The organism is Pseudomonas sp. Teo4, assembly GCF_034387475.1.
In the GTDB taxonomy this organism is placed as follows: domain Bacteria; phylum Pseudomonadota; class Gammaproteobacteria; order Pseudomonadales; family Pseudomonadaceae; genus Aquipseudomonas.
On the sequence record NZ_JAXCIL010000001.1, the window covers coordinates 1,188,593 to 1,206,909 of the forward strand.

General features: G+C 63.3%; 18 protein-coding genes and 1 pseudogene. 8 read left to right on the plus strand and 11 right to left on the minus strand.

Annotated features, from left to right (window positions below; translation table 11 throughout):
- Positions 1–19 precede the first annotated feature (19 nt).
- Positions 20–538, plus strand: a complete 519-nt coding sequence (locus PspTeo4_RS05640; protein ID WP_322362758.1) for a nuclear transport factor 2 family protein — start codon at positions 20–22, stop codon at positions 536–538.
- Between the two features lie 306 nt (positions 539–844).
- Here PspTeo4_RS05640 and PspTeo4_RS29775 read toward each other — a convergent pair whose 3' ends face one another.
- From PspTeo4_RS29775 to feaR, 4 genes and pseudogenes are all read right to left on the minus strand, one after another.
- Positions 845–1,612, minus strand: coding sequence for a methyl-accepting chemotaxis protein (locus PspTeo4_RS29775; protein ID WP_416196941.1), 768 nt, complete (start codon positions 1,610–1,612; stop codon positions 845–847).
- A gap of 93 nt (positions 1,613–1,705) precedes the next feature.
- A pseudogene (locus tag PspTeo4_RS29780) lies at positions 1,706–2,977 on the minus strand (HAMP domain-containing protein); the annotation flags it as partial.
- 59 nt (positions 2,978–3,036) lie between these two features.
- Positions 3,037–4,356, minus strand: coding sequence for a hypothetical protein (locus tag PspTeo4_RS05650; protein ID WP_322362760.1), 1,320 nt, complete (start codon positions 4,354–4,356; stop codon positions 3,037–3,039).
- 139 nt (positions 4,357–4,495) lie between these two features.
- The gene (feaR, locus tag PspTeo4_RS05655; protein ID WP_322362761.1) at positions 4,496–5,410 is read right to left on the minus strand and encodes a transcriptional regulator FeaR; all 915 of its coding nucleotides are present in this window, start codon (positions 5,408–5,410) and stop codon (positions 4,496–4,498) included.
- A 425-nt stretch (positions 5,411–5,835) separates the two neighbouring features.
- Here feaR and PspTeo4_RS05660 point away from each other — a divergent pair, with 425 nt between their 5' ends.
- Positions 5,836–7,323 (plus strand): aldehyde dehydrogenase family protein, encoded by a 1,488-nt coding sequence (locus PspTeo4_RS05660; RefSeq protein WP_322362762.1) that lies wholly within the window; start codon positions 5,836–5,838, stop codon positions 7,321–7,323.
- 22 nt (positions 7,324–7,345) lie between these two features.
- Here PspTeo4_RS05660 and PspTeo4_RS05665 read toward each other — a convergent pair whose 3' ends face one another.
- Together PspTeo4_RS05665 and PspTeo4_RS05670 are read right to left on the minus strand one after the other, a co-directional pair.
- On the minus strand, positions 7,346–8,275 hold the full coding sequence (locus PspTeo4_RS05665; protein ID WP_322362763.1) for a DMT family transporter: 930 nt from the start codon (positions 8,273–8,275) through the stop codon (positions 7,346–7,348).
- A 293-nt stretch (positions 8,276–8,568) separates the two neighbouring features.
- Complete coding sequence (locus PspTeo4_RS05670) at positions 8,569–9,162, minus strand: helix-turn-helix domain-containing protein (protein WP_322362764.1); 594 nt, start codon at positions 9,160–9,162, stop codon at positions 8,569–8,571.
- A gap of 353 nt (positions 9,163–9,515) precedes the next feature.
- On the opposite strand from PspTeo4_RS05670, the gene glnT reads away from it, so the two are divergent.
- The 4 genes from glnT to PspTeo4_RS05690 all read left to right on the plus strand — a co-directional run bounded on the left by glnT (position 9,516) and on the right by PspTeo4_RS05690 (position 13,865).
- The gene (glnT, locus tag PspTeo4_RS05675) at positions 9,516–10,850 is read left to right on the plus strand and encodes a type III glutamate--ammonia ligase (protein WP_322362765.1); all 1,335 of its coding nucleotides are present in this window, start codon (positions 9,516–9,518) and stop codon (positions 10,848–10,850) included.
- Between the two features lie 66 nt (positions 10,851–10,916).
- Complete coding sequence (locus PspTeo4_RS05680) at positions 10,917–11,822, plus strand: glutamine amidotransferase family protein (protein ID WP_322362766.1); 906 nt, start codon at positions 10,917–10,919, stop codon at positions 11,820–11,822.
- A gap of 27 nt (positions 11,823–11,849) precedes the next feature.
- On the plus strand, positions 11,850–12,524 hold the full coding sequence (locus PspTeo4_RS05685) for a protein glxC (protein WP_322362767.1): 675 nt from the start codon (positions 11,850–11,852) through the stop codon (positions 12,522–12,524).
- 15 nt (positions 12,525–12,539) lie between these two features.
- Positions 12,540–13,865: an FMN-binding glutamate synthase family protein gene (locus tag PspTeo4_RS05690; RefSeq protein WP_322362768.1), complete on the plus strand. Its 1,326-nt coding sequence runs from the start codon at positions 12,540–12,542 to the stop codon at positions 13,863–13,865.
- Positions 13,866–13,972: 107 nt separating this feature from the next.
- On the opposite strand, the gene PspTeo4_RS05695 is transcribed toward PspTeo4_RS05690, so the two are convergent.
- The gene (locus tag PspTeo4_RS05695) at positions 13,973–14,425 is read right to left on the minus strand and encodes an Lrp/AsnC family transcriptional regulator (RefSeq protein WP_322362769.1); all 453 of its coding nucleotides are present in this window, start codon (positions 14,423–14,425) and stop codon (positions 13,973–13,975) included.
- A 111-nt stretch (positions 14,426–14,536) separates the two neighbouring features.
- Between PspTeo4_RS05695 and PspTeo4_RS05700 the strand changes: the two genes are divergently transcribed.
- Together PspTeo4_RS05700 and PspTeo4_RS05705 are read left to right on the plus strand one after the other, a co-directional pair.
- A complete protein-coding gene (locus tag PspTeo4_RS05700; protein WP_322362770.1) occupies positions 14,537–15,151 on the plus strand; it encodes a LysE family translocator in 615 nt (204 codons plus the stop codon).
- A gap of 37 nt (positions 15,152–15,188) precedes the next feature.
- Complete coding sequence (locus PspTeo4_RS05705; RefSeq protein WP_322362771.1) at positions 15,189–15,821, plus strand: LysE family translocator; 633 nt, start codon at positions 15,189–15,191, stop codon at positions 15,819–15,821.
- A gap of 15 nt (positions 15,822–15,836) precedes the next feature.
- Here the strand turns inward: PspTeo4_RS05705 and PspTeo4_RS05710 are convergent, their stop codons facing one another.
- From PspTeo4_RS05710 to PspTeo4_RS05725, 4 genes are all read right to left on the minus strand, one after another.
- The gene (locus PspTeo4_RS05710) at positions 15,837–16,400 is read right to left on the minus strand and encodes an NUDIX hydrolase (RefSeq protein WP_322362772.1); all 564 of its coding nucleotides are present in this window, start codon (positions 16,398–16,400) and stop codon (positions 15,837–15,839) included.
- 2 nt (positions 16,401–16,402) lie between these two features.
- On the minus strand, positions 16,403–17,155 hold the full coding sequence (locus tag PspTeo4_RS05715; protein ID WP_322362773.1) for a GntR family transcriptional regulator: 753 nt from the start codon (positions 17,153–17,155) through the stop codon (positions 16,403–16,405).
- Between the two features lie 88 nt (positions 17,156–17,243).
- On the minus strand, positions 17,244–17,633 hold the full coding sequence (locus tag PspTeo4_RS05720; RefSeq protein ID WP_016499260.1) for a carboxymuconolactone decarboxylase family protein: 390 nt from the start codon (positions 17,631–17,633) through the stop codon (positions 17,244–17,246).
- Positions 17,634–17,820: 187 nt separating this feature from the next.
- Positions 17,821–18,306 (minus strand): flavin reductase family protein, encoded by a 486-nt coding sequence (locus PspTeo4_RS05725; RefSeq protein ID WP_322362774.1) that lies wholly within the window; start codon positions 18,304–18,306, stop codon positions 17,821–17,823.
- Positions 18,307–18,317 lie beyond the last annotated feature (11 nt).

Sequence of the window (18,317 nt, forward strand, 5' to 3'; positions counted from 1 at the left end):
ACCGATCACGAGGTGCTGCATGACCGAACTATCAACCCTGCAGGCGCGCCTGCACGCGTTTGAAAGCCAGCAAGCGATCCGGGTTTGCATCAACCGCTACATGGAACTGTGTGACCAGCTGGATGCCGACACGCCGCTGGACGAGCTGGCCCGGCTGTTCACCGAAGAGGCGCTGTGGGAGGGCAAGGGTGCCAAGTATGCTGAGAGTTTTGGTGGCTACCGGGGCCGTGAAGCGATTCGGGCGATGTTCGCCACCTACATGAAAACGCCCGCGCACTTTGCGTTGAATGTGCACTTCCTGACCAGTGAGGTCATTGAAGTGGACGGTGACGAAGGGTTGGGGCGCTGGGTGATGCTGCAGACCAGCACCTTCGCCGATGGCGCTTCGCATTTGAATGCCGCGCGCCTGACCGTGCGCTTCGCGGTGGAGGAAGGCCAGTGGCGAATGGCGCATTTCCAGACCGAGAACCTGTTCAGCCGCCCGGTCAGTGCCTGGAATGACAGCGCGCCGTTGCCGGTGCCTGAGAAGGCTCGTTAGGGGTTCCTGAAGAAGGCCTGGCTTGAGTTTTTCAGGGGGCGTAAATCGAGCGCCGCCCGCGCGGCGCATCGCGAGCAAGGCTCGCTCCTACGTTTGTTTATGGCCAGTAACGCCTGTGGCAGGCGCGCGCGACCGCCTTGTGTTGACGACGCAATATCGCGCCATGCGCAAAGAGCGGTCGCGCGAAAATCTCACAGGAATAATTGGCCTGAAACAAACGTAGGAGCGAGCCTTGCTCGCGATGCGCCGCGCGGGCGGCGCTCGATCTCGAAAGCGCCGAAGATATCACGGCGAACCCATAAAGCCTCAGACCAGCTTGAACCCCCCAACCAATGCCTTCAATGAAACGCTTTCTGCCTGCAACGCCTGGCAGGCCTGCAGGGTGTCCTGCAGGTTCGCCATGGTGGCCTGGTTGAGCGCTTTCATTTCGTGAATTTCCCGGTTGAGCGCCTCGATGACCGTGGTCTGCTCCTCGGTCGCGGCGGCTACCGAGAGGTTCATGCTGTCCATGGCGCTGATACCGACCTGGATATGCTGCAGCTTGAGCTCAGCCTGGTCGGTGATGAGCACGCCTTTTTCGGTGGAGTCCAGGCTTTGTGCCATGGTCGTGACCGAGTTGCCGGCATGGGCCTGCAACTGTTCGATCAGGTCGTGGATCTGCGCGGTCGAACGCTGAGTGCTGTGCGCCAGGTTGCGCACCTCGTCGGCAACCACGGCAAAGCCGCGACCCGCTTCACCAGCTCGGGCCGCTTCGATGGCGGCGTTGAGCGCCAGCAGGTTGGTCTGCTCCGAAACGCTGCGGATCACATCGAGAATTTGCCCGATATCGCAGGTCTTGCCATTGAGCACTTGCAACGTGCTGCTGGACTGGTCGATGGCGAGGGAGAGCTCGCGCATCGCACGTTGCGCATTGGCCACTTCCTGGCTGCCTTGTTCTACCAAGGTGCGGGTCTGGCCGGCCTGGTCCGCTGCCGAGGCGGCGTTGCGGGCGATGTCCTGGGCTGCCGAACCCAACTGGCCGACGGCGGCGGCGACACCCTCGGTACGTTCCTGTTGCCGGTTGGCATCGTCCATCGTGTCCTGCGATACCGCCACCACACGACAAGCTGTGGCGTCCAGCGCCTGGGCACTGGCGGCAACCTGGGCAATCGAGCCCTGGATGCGCGCCACGAAGCGGTTGAACGCACCGGCCAGTTGGCCGATCTCGTCGTGGCTGTTCACCTCAAGGCGGCTGGTAAGGTCGCCTTCGCCAGCGGCGATGCCCTGCATCATGCGGGTCAGCGAGCGCAGGTGGCGCGTCGAGCGCCAGGCCGCCCAGCCCATCAGCAGCATGCCGGCTGCCGCGCAGCCTGCGCCAAGGGTAAGTGCGGTGGTGCGGTCCTGCAGGCCTTGGGCTTGCAGCTTGGCGTGCAGCGCGTCGGTCGGCGCGCGCAGCACTGCCCGGGGGACACTGATGGATATTCCCCAGGCATCGGCACCGGGGATGGGCGCGAAAGGTTTCACCAGGTGTTCGGTGTCGGCGCTCGATGGCGCTGCAGTCTTGCCTTCGCGCAAGGCGTCGAGCACCGGCTGGCGGGCGTCACCTTGCAGTGTCTTGCCCAGCATCGTGGTGGCTTGGCTGTTTGCCGCGAACACGCCGCCATGGCTGAAGATCGCGATGCTGCCCTGACCATCGAACAGCTGCCGGCTGCTGGCAGTGGCGTCCTGCTGCAGCTTGGCAAGGCCGATGTCCATGCCCAGCACGCCCAGCAGCCGATCGCCATCCATCAGCGGCAAGGTCACGCTGCTGACCAACTGGCCGCTGCCTTCGCTGTCCAGGTAGGGTTCCAGCACGCAGCTCTGCCGGCTTTGCCGTGAGCAGGTGAAGAACGCGTTGTAGGGTTGGCCGCTAGGCCCGGGGCGGGTATCGGCCAGCAACTGCTCGTTGCCGATCATGGGGGTCATGGTGTTGCCGTCGTGCACCATGGTCATGGAGAAGCGACCGCGCTCATTGCTGCCCAACGCGCTTTGGCCGGCGAAGTCGCGGTCTGCGCCAGGCAGTGCGTCAGGCTCGAAGATCACGAACATGCCCAGCAACCTGGGCTCGGCCGCCAGCGCCTGCTTGAGCAAGTCAAGGATGCGCTGGCGAAGTTCACGCGGGGAGATCTGGCCGGTCACCGCTTCCTCCCGCAGATAGGCCATCTGCCTGGCGACGCCCTGCCCATGCTGGTAGGTCTCGGTGAAGGTGGCGCGGGCGTGCTCGGCTTCCAGGCCTGCTTGCAGTTCAAGGCCGTGGGCGTAGGCCTGGGCCAGCGATGCCTCGCTCGATAGCCTGGCTTGCTGGCTGCTGCGCGAAGATTGGGTCAGGGACAGGCTTACCAGCAGGGCGGTGATGACCAGCATGCAGGCGCCTGCGAGCAATGTGAGCCTGGTGCGCAGGCTGACGGATGAAAGTTTCATGAAGGTCTCGCTAGGGGGCGGGGCGGTGTGCAGGCACGCGCCCACACACCGTGAGCGATTCAGAACATGGTGACGAAGGCGATCTGGCTGTACACGTTGGTGTCGTTGTTGCCCAGTTGCAGGCCACCGTCTTCGGCGCTGCGGTCCGGGCGATAGAAGCCCACCAGCGGCACCACGATCAGGTGTTCGTTGACTGTCCACTCGGCGTACAGGTCCAGCTCGCGACCGTCGGTGTTGCCCAGGTTGCGGTTGATGGTGTCGAAGTTGTAGTACAGCGCACCCAGGTTCAGGTTGTCGGTGGGGCTGACCACCAGGCCGACCTTCTGCACGCGCGAGTTGGTGTTGAACGGGCCGGCATAGTTGCCGGCAACCTCACCCTGGAACCAGGTGCCCAGGCCGCGGCTCATGCCGAAGAACAACGGGTCGAACTGCTCGGAGAAGCGGCTGTAGCGGTAGCTGATGTTGGGCTTCCAGGCGACGTCGGCGAAGGTCCAGCCCGCTTCGAGGTACCAGGCGTCTTCGGTGGCGCTGTGGGGTTTGTTCTGCTTGGCGTATTCACCGGACAAGAACAGGTTCTCTACCCCGGCGTTGCCCTGGGCGCGCAGGCTGTAGGTTTTCATCCCGTCACGTTCGAGCTGCTGCTCGGAGGCGTACTTTTCGTCGACGTGGGTGGTGTTGATGTAGGTAAGGCCAACGGTACCCGCATCGGCAACGTGCTCGAGGGTGCCGACGTGCATCTCGGTATTGGCCTGGGCGCGGTTGTCCGATTTCAGCCACATCAGGTCACCGCGCCAGCCGGTGCTGCCGCCCAGGCGCAGGATCGCGGTTTTCTCGAAGCTTTTGCGTGCCGCCAGGTAGTAGGCACCGCCACGGTTGAACTGGCCATCGGCGAGGCCGTGGCCGACGTTGAGCGAGTCGCCCTGAAGCAGGAAACCGTCACCCACGGCTGCGGTCTGGCGGCCGAACGACAGGTCGACGCCGTCCTCGCCCAGAACGGGGAACAGGTTGCCCGACTTCCAGCCCAGGTAGGCGTCTTCGATCTTGGTGGTGCGCTCACTGCCATCGCTGAAGCCTGCCGCGTCGCCATCGCCCCAGGTGCCGGAGCTGAGCAGGGCGAAGGCACCGTACGTCGAGCCGGCACCGCCCAGGCGCTGGTCGCCGCTCAGGCCATATTTGACATAGCCCTCGCGCCACGAAACCGAACCGGGTTCGGTTCGCCCGATGGCGTAGCTTTCCTGGCTGTGGAAGGCACCGAACATCGCCTCCAGGTTGGCGTTGAGGTGGCTGTCGTCGTCACCGTAAAGCTCAAGGGCCTTGGCGGGCAGAGCCGTGCCCGCCAGTATCGAGGCCAGGGTGAGGGTAAACAGGCGCGTGTGCATGCATGGCTTCCTTTGTTATTGGAGTGGCAGAAGGTGCAAAAACCTGCCGTGATGATGAAGGAAGCGCTGCCGGGGGTTCTTTTCCTGGCTGCCAGATCTGTTTGGGCCCGTGACAACCCGACAGCCAGGCAGCCGCCACTCAGTTCGCGTGGCGCTTGCGGTACTCGCCAGGGCTCATGCCGAAGCGCGCCTTGAACGCGGTGCTGAAGTAACTGGAGTCGGAAAAGCCCCACGCATAGCCCAACGACGACACCTTCTGGTCCAAGGCCGGGTTGCGCAGGCTTTCGGCGCAGAAATCCAGTCGGCGATTGCGGATGTACTGGGCGATGACCTGTTCGCGCTTGGCGAAGATCCGATACAGGCTGCGCATGGAAACGCCGACTTCCCTGGCGATGGCGTCAGGCGTGAGGTTTTCGCAGGTGATGTTCTGATCGATGATGTTCAGCGCCTTCTGGTACAGGCGTTCATGGCTGCCAGGCAGCGCATCCTGGGCGATTTCGGGGCGCAGCAGGGCGATCAGGGCATCGAGTACCGCGTGGCTTTCCGACACGGCCAACTGCTCGAACTGACTGGCTTCGCGCATCATCTGGCCGCCGATCATGGCCAGTGGCGAATGGGCGCGAATATGCCTGGCGCAGGCCACCGACATGCCCCGGGTGCCGCTGTGCACCTGGCTGCGCGGCAAGATCATCGACAGTTGGCGCGAGCGTTGGTGGAAGTGCATGTCGAGCGGCTTGCTCGCGTCGATCAGGGTGAGGTCACCGGCCTGCATTTCCAGGCGTGCGCCCTGATGGTCGATGCGCGAACTGCCGGCCATCTGCAGCACGGCGTAGTAGTTGTCCGCGCCGCTTGCGCGGATCTCCTGCGGGCCGCGGTACAGGTTGACCTGGTTCATTTCGACGATGCTCAAGGAGATCAGGCCGACCTGGCGTTTTTCCAGGTGGCCGTCGAATTTCAGGTCGAGCGTGCGCCCGTTGAAGTGGCCGCAGGCTTCATTGACCTGATGCAGCCATGACTGGAAACGTTCATCGCAGAGGTGGAGTTGATGGTTCATGAAGGCCTCGGTACACGGATGCAGGGTACAGGTCGCTAGGGCGACTCTTTTGCGTATAAATCACTTGAATATTCAAGCAAAAATCACGCCTGGCTCCAACGCAATACCTACTCATTACTCTCTAACATTCTAATAAATAAGGTTTTATTTTTATCTTCGCAAAGAGCCTCCCAGGCTTGGTCAATCGCAGAAAACGCCAAGAGTGCTCCAAACGGTAGCGCTGTCGAGCAGGGGTGTTTCCTGACGAGGCAACCCTGGGTTCGGGCGCATATGGGGAAGGTTGGTTTTGCCTGCATGACATTCTGTTGAGGCTCCCTGTCAAAACGCTGCACGGCTCTGGTGCGCGAAGCGGTGCCGGTCGAGTATCTGCGCGATACGTTCATCCACTGCCTTGCGCACACCGGTTCACCTCAGGAGCTCCCGCAATGACTGATATCCAGCTACTGCCCGCGGTCGTCGACTTTCTGGCCAGGCCCCATGGGCATTTCATCGATGGGCAATACCGCAGCGGGGATTCAGACAGGCTCATCGACGTCTACAACCCCTCCACCGGTCAGGTGGTCAGCCGCTTCCATGACGCCAGCGCGGCCGACGTCGACAGCGCGGTGCAGGGCGCCAGGCGCGCGTTCAAAGGTGCCTGGGCCGAGGTGTCGCCGTATGAGAAGGGCGTGATCCTCAACCGCCTGGCCGACCTGATCGAGGCCAACGGCGAGGAGCTGGCCCAGCTGGAGACCTTGTGCTCGGGCAAGTCGATCAATCTCTCCCGTGGCCTGGAAATCGCCCAGAGCGTGGTGTTCCTGCGCTACTTCGCCGGTTGGGCAACCAAGATCACCGGGCAGACCATGACGCCGTCGCTGCCGTCGTTCAATGGCGAGCGTTACACCGCGTTCACCCTGCGCGAGCCGGTGGGTGTGGTGGCGGGGATCGTGCCGTGGAATTTCTCGGTGATGATTGGTATCTGGAAGATCGCCTCGGCGCTGGTGACGGGCTGCACCATCGTGGTCAAGCCCAGCGAGTTCACGCCATTGACCCTGCTGCGCATCGCCGAGCTGGCAGTGCAGGCGGGGGTGCCAGCGGGCGCGTTCAACGTGGTGAACGGCACTGGCCGGGCAGGGCAGGCGTTGATCGATCACTGCGATGTGGCCAAGGTCGCCTTCACCGGTTCCGTGCCGACCGGCATCGCGGTGGGCAAGGCGGCCATGGCGGCCAACCTGACCCGCGCCACGCTGGAGCTTGGGGGCAAAAACCCGGCGGCACTGCTGGCCGATGTCGATGTGGACGCGGCGGTGGCGGGCATCCTGCAAACGGCGTATGTGCACCAGGGCCAGGTCTGCGCCTCGCCCGAGCGCTTGTACGTTCACCGCTCCAAGGTCGAGGCTTTCACCCAGAAGCTGGCCGCTGCGCTGCAGCAGTTGAAGATCGGCTCGGCGCTGGACCAGGACGCACAGTTCGGGCCGCTGGCCAACCAGGCGCACCTGCAGAAGATCCTCGGTTACTTCGAGCGTGCGCGCAGCAACAACACGGTGGTGTGTGGTGCCCGCCAGGTCGAGCGCCCAGGTTACTTCGTCGAGCCCACGGTGATCCTGGCCAATGGCGCCGATGACCCGTTGCTGCACGAGGAAACCTTCGGGCCGATCGTGTGCGTGCTGCCCTTCGACGATGAAGAGCAGCTGGTCACACTGATGAACGACAGCCCCTTCGGCCTTACCGCGAGTATCTGGACCAACGACCTGTCGAAGGCATTTCGGCTGATCCCGCAGATCGAGGCTGGTACGGTATGGGTAAACATGCATACCTTCCTCGACCCGGCGGTGCCGTTCGGCGGCAGCAAGGCCTCGGGCGTGGGGCGTGAGTTCGGCAGTGCGTTCATCGACGACTACACCGAACTCAAGTCGGTAATGATCCGCTTCTGAGGATACCGTTCACGCGCGCCAGTCAGTGCGCGCAGCGGCTGGTATCGCCCTTGTCGGCTGGCGCCTTGCGCCAGGCGGCAAGGATGGTCGCCAGCACGATCAGGCCGGCACCGGCGGCCATGCGCAGGGTCGGCTGTTCAGCGAACAGCCACCAGGCACCCAGAATCGCATACACCGGCTCCAGTGCGATGATCATCCCGGCGGTGCGGGCTTCCAGGCCTTCCAGGCTCTTGACGAACAAAAACTGCGAAAGCCCGGTGCAGAACACGCCCAGCAGCGCCAGGTTGACCCAGTCGCTGCCGCCCAGGCTGGTGCTGGCCAGGTGGGTGAAGGCGAACGGCGAGACCAGCGCGGCTACCACCACGTTCTGCCAGAAGGCCACCTGCATGGCGTTCATGCTCGATGCCCGGCGGCGGTTGGCGACGGTCAGCAGGGCGAAGGCCAGGCCGGAACCCAGGCCCCAAAGCAGGCCGATGGTGCCTTTGTCGAGCAGGTCGAAGGTGGGCACCACCAGCACCAGGCCGGTGGAGACCATCAGCAGCAACAGCCCTTGAACGGCGCCAATGCGCTGGCCGAACACACCACGCTCAATCAGCGCAATGAAGGCCGGGAAGCTGGCGAAGCCCAGGGTGGCCACAGCTACGCCACCGACTTTGACCGCCACGAAGAAGGTCACCCAGTGGGCAGCCAGCAAGCCGCCAGTCAGGCCGAGGATCGGCAGGTTGCGCAGGGTCAGGGCGTCGAGCAGGCGCGTGCCTTTGAGCCCGGCGACAAAGCCCAGGGCGATGAAGGCGAAGGTGGCGCGGCCAAAGGTGATGATGCTGGCGTCAGCCTCGATCAGGTGGCCGAGGATGCCGGTCAGGCCGAACAGCACCGCGGCGATGTGGGCAACGAGCAGGGCATTACGGTGGCCGGTGGCAGCACCGGCTACGGGGATTGATGTCGCGATCATGGCAGTCAAATTCTTCACAAATGCGCAGGCAAGCACTCCCGACTGGCGCGGCGCAGGTCTCTAATACTGGGAGTTTTATCGTTATGAGCCCGGACGAACTGCCCGGTGCAAAAGGGCGCCACAGCGTTGGAATTGTGAAGCGAGGCTGCTTACTCGCGAGTACCACACCCACCAGCCCACGGCGCGGGGCTGGCAGGTGTGTGTATTATTTTTGTAGACAGAGTTGCGAAGCCGATTGCGGGCGACGCGTACTTGTCAGATCGCGACATCGTTCGTTGCCAGACTGCGCCGCGTCACTCGTCACCGTAGTTCATGATCGACAGCAGGCGGATAGGGACTTGCACCAGTTGCTCCGGCCCGTGCGGCGTCTCGCCATCGAAGGTCAGGCTGTCACCGGCCTGCATGTGATAGAGCTGGTTGCCGTGGCGGTACACCAGTTCACCTTCCAGTAAATGCAGAAACTCCGTGCCCGGGTGGGCGAAGGTCGGAAACTCCTCGCTGGCGTCGTCCATGGTCACCATGTAAGCCTCGAAATTCTTCTTCGGCCCCCTGGCGTGATTGAGCAAGTGGTAGGTGTGGCCCTTCTCGGTGCCACGACGCACCACCTCCAGTCCTTCACCAGCCTTGACCAGCAGGGCGTTGCCATCGGGCTGGTCATATTGGCTGAACAGCTTGGCCATGGGCATGCCCAGCACGTCGCACAGGCGGCTGAGGGTATCCAGGCTGGTGGACACCTGGGCGTTTTCGATCTTGCTCAGCATGCCTTGGCTGATTCCGGCGATTCGCGCCACATCGGCAAGTTTCAGGGATTGAGCCTGGCGCTGACGCTTGATCTGCAGGCCCAGGTATTGCTCAAGGCGTAGGCGGGGTTCGGTTTCGGTCGACATCAGGTTTCCTTTAAAACGCTGCACGGTTTCAGTTCAGGAATAAAGATTTCGCACTGAGAAAGTGCAAAAGACGACTGCACTGGCCGGCTCTTTCCTCGTATGAAAACAAGTTTCCCATATATATAGAAGAAAAACTGCTCTGGGTGATGGGGTGGTTTGACCGGCCTCATCGCCGGCAGGCCGGCTCCCACAGGGCGTATGGCGCTCTTTGGGGAGGTGGCCTGCCGGCGATAGGGCGGCTGCGGGCAAAAAGTTGGCAAGGCTGTTGCATTCCTATGAGGAAAGTAAGTTTCCCGTGCGGAATTACATGCAGGTCCACCATGCCTTGCCCCTTACCCAGGAGTGTTCAACCCATGTTGCCAGCAGAAACCCAGCGCACCCTAGACCAACACGGCATCAAGTACGTGCTGGCGCAGTTCGTCGATATCCATGGTTCGGCGAAAACCAAATCGGTGCCGGTATCGGGCCTGAAGATGGTGGCCGAGGAGGGCGCCGGTTTCGCCGGTTTCGCCATCTGCGGCATGGGCATGGAGCCCCATGGCCCGGACTTCATGGCCCGTGGCGACCTGTCCACGCTGATCCCGGTGCCATGGCAGCCAGGCTACGGCCGCGTGGTGTGCATCGGTCACGTCAACGGCCAACCCTGGCCCTACGACAGCCGCTACGTGCTGCAACAGCAGGTGCAGCGCCTGGCCGACAAAGGCTGGACCCTGAACACCGGCCTTGAGCCTGAGTTCAGCCTGTTCCGCCGCGACGAAAGCGGCAAGCTGCAATTGGTGGACGCCTCGGACAACCTCGACAAGCCTTGCTACGACTACAAGGGCCTGTCCCGTTCGCGACTGTTCCTCGAGCGCCTGACCGAGGCCCTGCAACCGGTGGGCTTCGACATCTACCAGATCGACCACGAAGACGCCAACGGCCAGTTCGAGATCAACTACACCTACTCCGACGCCATGGAGTCGGCCGACCGCTTCACCTTCTTCCGCATGGCCGCCGGCGAGATCGCCAACGATCTGGGGATGATCTGCTCGTTCATGCCCAAGCCCGACCCCAAGCGCGCCGGCAATGGCATGCACTTCCACCTGTCGCTGGCCAGCAGCACCAACAAGAACCTGTTCCATGACCCGTCCGACAGCAGCGGCATGGGCTTGTCGAAACTGGCCTACCACTTCGCCGCCGGCCTGTTGGCCCACGGCCCGGCGCTGTGTGCCTTCGCCGCGCCCACGGTCAACTCCTACAAGCGCCTGGTAGTGGGGCGTTCGCTGTCCGGCGCCACCTGGGCCCCGGCCTTCGTCGCCTATGGCGCCAACAACCGCTCGGCGATGGTACGCATCCCCTACGGGCGCCTGGAATTCCGCCTGCCGGACGCAGGTTGCAACCCTTACCTGGTCACCGCCGCGATCATCGCTGCCGGCCTGGACGGCATCGACCGCCAGCTGGAACCGGGCGAGATGTGCAACGAGAACCTCTACAACTTGAGCCTCGAAGAAATCGCTGCCCGTGGCATCAAGACCTTGCCGCAGTCGCTCAAGGAAGCCGCCGACGCCCTGGAGGCCGACCCGTTGTTCCGCGAAGTGCTGGGCGCCGAGATCGTCGATGAGTTCATCAAGCTCAAGCGCATGGAGTGGGTGGAGTACTGCCGCCACGTCTCCGACTGGGAAATCCAGCGTTACACCGAGTTCTTCTGACCGCCCCCAATCCCCTGGGCGGCCAGCGCGAGAGCGGCTGCCCACTGCCTAGTAAGGAGCATCACCATGTGTGGAATCGTAGGTCTGTACCTGAAAAAGCCTGAGCTGGAGGCCCAGCTCGGCAAACTGTTCGAACCCATGCTCGAAGCCATGACCGACCGTGGCCCAGACAGCGCAGGCTTTGCCATCTACGGCGATGAAGTCGCCGATGGCTGGGTCAAACTGACCTTGCAGGCAACGGATATCAGCTACCCCTGGACAACCCTGATGGGCCAACTGGAAGGGCGCCTGGGCTGCTCGCTGGACTGGTTCCAGAATGCCAGTGCCGCCGTACTGAAAGTGCACACCAGCGAGGCCGCCGCCCGCCAAGCCCTGAGCGAATTGGCACCTGAGGTGCGCATCATGAGCGCCGGGCAGAGCATCGAAATCCTCAAGGGCATGGGCCTGCCAGCGGAAATTTCCAGCCGCTTCGGCCTGGCCGGCATGAAGGGCAGCCACATCATTGGCCATACCCGCATGGCCACCGAGAGCGCGGTAACCATGGAAGGCAGCCACCCGTTCTCCACCGGTGCCGACCTGTGCCTGGTGCACAACGGCTCGCTGTCGAACCACTTCCGCCTGCGCCAGGAACTCAAGCGCGAAGGCATCAGCTTTGAAACCGACAACGACACCGAAGTGGCCGCCGGCTACCTGACCTGGCGCCTGCAGCAGGGCGACACCCTGGCCCAGGCCCTGGATGGCGCGCTGGAGGATCTGGACGGTTTCTTCACCTTCGCCATCGGCACCCGCAACGGCTTTGCCGTGATCCGCGACCCGATCGCCTGCAAGCCAGCGGTGCTGGCCGAGACCGACGACTACGTGGCCATGGCCTCGGAGTACCAGGCCCTGGCCAGCCTGCCGGGCATCGAAAAGGCCAAGGTCTGGGAGCCGGCGCCGGCCACCCTGTACGTCTGGGAACGCGAAAGCGCCTGACCCACTCACCGAACACTGGAGCACTTCATGAAGACCATCGACCTTTCCAGCGCCTCGGTGCGCGAACTCAACCAGGCCTTGCACGGCGAAGTGCAGGACCGTGAATGGCGGGTCAGCCACCCGGACGGCAAGCACAACCTGGCCGTGGGCATCAACCAGGCCGTCTCCGTCGATATCGACGGCCACGCCGGCTACTACTGCGCCGGCATGAACCAGAAGGCCAGCGTCACCGTGCACGGCAACGTCGGCGTGGGCGTGGCCGAGAACATGATGTCCGGCTCGGTACGGGTCAAGGGCAGTGCTTCCCAGGCCGCCGGCGCCACCGCCCATGGCGGGCTGCTGGTGATCGAGGGCGACGCCGGTGCGCGTTGCGGCATTTCCATGAAGGGCGTGGACATCGTCGTCGGCGGCAGCATCGGCCACATGAGCTGCTTCATGGGCCAGGCCGGACGCCTGGTGGTGTGTGGCGATGCCGGCGATGCGCTGGGCGACTCGCTGTACGAGGTGCGTATCTACGTCAAAGGCTCGGTGCAGTCGCTGGGTTCGGACTGCATCGAAAAAGAGATGCGCGCCGAGCACCTGCAAGAGCTGCAAGAGTTGCTGAACAAAGCCGGGCTCGACCACAAGGCCGCCGATTTCAAGCGCTACGGCTCGGCCCGTCAGCTGTACAACTTCAAAGTCGACAACGCCAGCGCGTACTGATCCAGGAGCACACCCATGAGCGAGCAAAACACCCCGGTACTGCGTGAGTCGGCCACCTTCGATCGCCTGACCATCCAGGAAATCCAGCGCGCCGCCGAAACCGGCATCTACGACATTCGTGGCGGTGGCACCAAGCGCCGCGTGCCGCACTTCGACGACCTGCTGTTGCTGGGCGCCAGCGTGTCGCGTTACCCGCTGGAAGGCTACCGCGAAAAATGCGGCACCGACGTGGTGCTGGGCACCCGTTTCGCCAAGAAGCCGATCCACCTGAAAATCCCGGTGACCATTGCCGGCATGAGCTTTGGCGCGTTGTCGGCCAACGCCAAGGAAGCCCTGGGCCGTGGTGCCACCATCGCCGGCACCAGCACCACCACCGGCGACGGCGGCATGACCCCGGAAGAGCGCGGCCAGTCGCAGCACCTGGTGTACCAGTACCTGCCGTCGCGCTATGGCATGAACCCCGATGACCTGCGCAAGGCCGATGCCATCGAGATCGTCCTCGGGCAGGGCGCCAAGCCCGGCGGTGGCGGCATGCTGCTGGGCATGAAAGTGACCGAGCGAGTGGCCGGCATGCGCACCTTGCCGATTGGCGTTGACCAACGCAGCGCCTGCCGCCACCCGGACTGGACCGGCCCGGACGACCTGGCCATCAAGATTGCCGAACTGCGCGAGATCACCGATTGGGAAAAACCAATCTACGTGAAGATCGGTGCCAGCCGCCCGTACTACGACGTCAAGCTGGCAGTGAAGGCCGGCGCCGACGTGATCGTGCTCGACGGCATGCAAGGTGGTACCGCGGCGACCCAGGAAGTGTTCATCGAACACGTCGGCATTCCAATCCTGCCGGCCATTCCACAGGCGGTGCAGGCGCTGCAGGAAATGGGCATGCACCGCAAGGTCCAGCTGATCGTGTCCGGTGGCATTCGCAACGGTGCCGACGTGGCCAAGGCCATGGCCCTGGGCGCCGATGCCGTGGCCATCGGTACCGCCGCGCTGATCGCCCTGGGCGACAACCACCCGCGCCTGGATGCAGAGCTCAAGAAGATTGGCTCGGCCGCTGGCTTCTACGACGACTGGCAGAACGGCCGTGACCCGGCGGGCATTACCACCCAGGACCCGGAACTGGCCAAGCGCCTGAACCCGGAAGAAGCAGGCCGTCGTCTGGCCAACTACCTGCGGGTGCTGGTGCTGGAGGCGCAAACCATGGCCCGTGCCTGTGGCAAGTCGCACCTGCACAACCTCGACCCCGAGGACCTGGTGGCGCTGACCGTGGAAGCGGCGGCCATGGCACGGGTGCCGCTGGCGGGTACCGCGTGGGTGCCGGGGCAGGCGCAGTATTGATCACCCTGTAGTGGTTGTACTGGCCTCATCGCCGGCAAGCCGGCTCCTACAGGGAGCGTGCAAAACCTGTAGGAGCCGGCTTGCCGGCGATTGGGCCAATGCAAAACCTAAATTGGCAACATCCGGTCCTGAATCACCTCTTTCATCACCAACGTCGAACTCAACCGCTTCACATTGGGAATGCTGGTCAGCTGCTCGTCATACAGCTTCTGAAACGCCGGCAAATCCTTGGCCACCACATGCAGCAGGTAGTCCGGGTCGCCGAACAGCCGCTGCGCCTCGACAATCTGCGGAATCTCGCCCACAGCAGCTTCAAAGTCCGCCACCGGCTGGCGGGTGACTTCGCGCAAGGTGACGAACACCAGCGCCGCAAAATTGAGCCCCACCGCAGCCGGCGCCAAGCGGGCGTGATAGCCCAGGATGGCGCCGCTTTCTTCCAGCGCTTTCAGGCGGCGGTGGCAGGGCGACAGGCTCAAACCCACCCGGTCGGCCAACTCGGTTACCGACAAGCGCCCGTCCTTTTGCAGTTCGGCAAGAATTTTGCGGTCTGTTCTATCCACTGGGAAGAATCTTCCAATATTTGAGGGTTGACGGGGAATATACGAAAGAAAATCCCCGGCGGGAATCCGTACGCTTTCTTCACCCCAAACAGTGTGGAAAGGATGATTCAAGTGGCTATCAGTGTACTGACGGCGTTCTGGGCCGTGTCGTTGCTGTTCGTGATTACCCCGGGGGCCGACTGGGCCTACGCCATATCGGCGGGGATGCGTGGGCGTTGGGTGATGCCGGCGGTGGCGGGAATGTTGTCGGGGCACTTCATGGCCACGCTGGTGGTGGCCGCGGGTGTCGGCACCTTGCTGGCAGGGCATCCCTTGGCCTTGATGCTGCTGACTTTGGCAGGCTGCATCTACCTGCTGTGGTTGGGCGGCAACCTGCTGCTGAGCCCGCCGGTGCCGCAATCGGGGCAAACCGGCATCGCCGATTCCGGCTCGCGCTGGGCGTTGAAGGGCTTTTGCGTCAGTGGCCTGAATCCCAAGGTGTTCCTGTTGTTCCTGGCCTTGTTGCCACAGTTCACCGACCCGCAATCGAGCTGGCCGGTGCCACTGCAGATCCTGCTGCTGGGGCTGGTGCACCTGTGCAGTTCGCTGGTGGTGTATTTGCTCGTGGGCTATGGCGCCAAGGCGGTGTTGAGCAGCCGTCCGGGGGCGGCCAGGATGGTTGGGCGGGTGTCAGGTGCAGTGATGATTCTGGTGGCGGTCGGCCTGATCGCCGGGCAGTTGAGTTGATATACACTTCGAGCTCACATGACCAAGGATGCGTCCGATGCCCGAAACCTCACACTTGATTGCCTTCGCCCTGATCGCGCTGGGCATGGTCCTGACCCCAGGCCCGAACATGATCTACCTGATCTCCCGCTCGATCTGCCAGGGCCGGGTGGCCGGGCTGATCTCCCTGGGCGGTGTCGCACTGGGCTTCGTCTTCTACATGCTCTGCGCTGCACTGGGCATTACCGCCTTGCTCATGGCCGTGCCTTTTGCCTATGACGCGCTGCGCATCGGTGGCGCGCTGTACCTGTTGTACCTGGCCTGGCAGGCGGTCAAACCCGGTGGCCGTTCGCCGTTCCAGGTACGCGACCTGCCGGCCGACAGCCCGCGCCGTTTGTTCGCCATGGGTTTCGTGACCAATCTGCTCAACCCGAAGATTGCGGTCATGTACCTGTCACTGATGCCGCAGTTCATTCAGCCGGGACATGGCAGCGTGCTGATGCAGTCACTGGTGCTGGGTTCGACACAGATTGTCATCAGCGTTGTGGTCAACGCGCTGATCGCGATCATGGCCGGTTCGATTGCCGTGTTTCTGGCGGGGCGGCCGTTGTGGCAGCAGGTTCAGCGCTGGCTGATGGGGACGGTGCTGGCGGGGCTGGCCGTGCGCATGTTGGCCGAAGGGCGCCGGTAATCGGTCGATACCGGCTCAGCGTATGAAGTGCACCTTGCCGGTATCGTCATTACCCATGTAAATCCCATACACCCCCGCCTGCCGCTCCAGGATGTAGCGCTCCAGAATCTGCCGAATCGCCGGGTAATAGATTTCATCCCACGGGATCTCGTCCGGCTCGAAGAACTTGTACGCCAGTGTCTCCGCCCCGAACTGCCCGGTTTCCTCGGTGGCGATGGCGCGGAAGATGATGTACACCTCGCTGATCTTCGGCACGCTGAAAATCGAGTAGGGCGAGACGATTTCGCCGCGCACGCCGCTTTCTTCCCACACCTCACGAAGCGCCGCCTGCTCGGTGGTTTCGCCGGCTTCCATGAAACCTGCCGGCAAGGTCCAGGTGCCTGGACGGGGAGGGATGGCGCGCTGGCACAGCAGGTACTTGCCGTCGCGCTCGATGATGCAGCCGGCGATGATCTTCGGGTTGATGTAATGCACGTAGCCACAACCAGGGCAGTGCAGGCGCTCGTGGGTGTCGCCGGTGGGAACGCCCCGGGCCAGTTCTGTGGTGCAGTGCGGGCAGTAGCGCGGGGCGGTGGGCATGGTCAGCGGCCTATGCGAGGTTCCTTCAGGGCCAAAGGCTCGACGATGTCGCGCACCTTGGTGTTGTCATCCTGCTTCTGGCGCAGGTAGTCCAGGGCCACCTTGGCGGCGGCGCGGACGTGATCGACCGAGGCCTGGTGGGCCACCAGCGGGTCGCCGCTCTTGATCGCCTCGACGATTTTTTCCATTTCACGGTTGCTGGCGCCGCGACGGTTCTCTTGCGAGACCGAAGTGGCGCGCAGGTAGCTGATGCGGGCCTGCAACTGGCGCAGCTGTTGCGCTGCCACCTGGTTGCCGGAACCTTCCAGCAGCACGTCGTAGAAGCCTTGCACCGACTCCAGCACCTGCTGCAGTTCACCTTCTTCAAGAGCTTCGCGGTTGACCTCGAGGGCGCGTTCCAGGGCGCGGATGTCCTTGGCCTTGGCGTTGAGGGTGAACAGCTGGACGATCAGGCCTTCGAGCACGCAGCGCAGCTCGTAGATGTCACGGGCGTCTTCCAGGGTGATGATGGCCACGCGCGGGCCCTTGGCGTCGGCGAACTCCACCAGGCCTTCGGATTCCAGGTGGCGCAGGGCTTCGCGCACCGAAGTGCGGCTGACCCCGAGGCGGTCGCAGAGGTCACGTTCCACCAGGCGGTCGCCCGGCAGCAGGTGGAAGTTCATGATCGCGCCGCGCAGCTTGTCGAGCACGATTTCGCGCAGAGTAACGGGGTTGCGGTTGACCTTGAAGCTGTCGTCGAGTGGCTGGCGTTTCATCAGGTGCGCTCTTTATGAGGCTGTTGCGCCAACATCGCGGAGTGCCTTGAACCGTGGCACTCCTTGCAGTGGTTCGAACAGCCCGTTGTTAACGGGTTGACTCCGCATCGGCTTCGGCGAACGCTTCACGGGCCAGGCGGAAACTGTCCACCGCCGCAGGCACGCCGCAATAAATGCCAACTTGGAGCAGGATCTCGCGAATCTGTTCACGGCTCAGGCCGTTGCGCAATGCGCCGCGGATATGCAACTTGAGCTCGTGGGGCCGGTTGAGCGCGGAAATCATGGCCAAGTTTATCATGCTGCGCTCTTTGAGCGACAAGCCCTCGCGGCCCCAGACGTGGCCCCAGCAGTACTCGGTGACCAGCTCTTGCAAAGGCTTGGTGAACTCGTCGGCGTTCTGGATGGAACGGTTGACGTAGTCCTCGCCCAGCACCTGGGTGCGTATCTGCAGGCCTTTTTCGTACTTTTCGTTGCTCATGTGCCGGTGCTCCAGCATTGATGAATAAAAATGGGGGCCGCAACCGAAGGTGAGGGGGTAGCGCGGCCCCCTGAAATCGGGGACCGCTTTGCGGTCCATCGCAGGCTTCGCCAGCTCCTACAGGGGTGCATGAATGCCGTGGGAGCTGGCGGAGCCTGCGATGGGCCGCAAAGCGGCCCCAGTGCTATCAACCCAACGGCGGCAATGCCCCCAGCTTGCCCTTGTGATACACCATCGGCGTCACCGGCTGCTCGGGCAGCACCAGGTTCTTCACCGCGCCGACGATGATCGCGTGGTCGCCGCCGTCGTACTCGCGCCACAGTTCGCACTCGATGATCGCCGTGGCCTTGCTCAGCAACGGGTTACCCAGCTCGCTCAGGTGCCAGTCGATGCCCTTGGCCTTGTCCTTGCCCTTGCCGGCGAAGGCATAGGCCTCGGCGGTCTGGTCCGCCGACAGCAGGTGGATTGCGAACTGCTTGCTGTCACGCAGGATCGGGTAGGTGTCGGAGGCGTAGTTGGGGCAGAACAGCACCAGTGCCGGGTCGATCGACAGCGCGCTGAACGCGCTGGCGGTGATGCCGACGATGGCGCCGTCGGCGTCCAGGGTGGTGACCACCGTGACGCCGGACGGGAAGGAGCCCATCACGTCTTTGTAGATGCCAGGTTCGATCATCTCGTGTTACC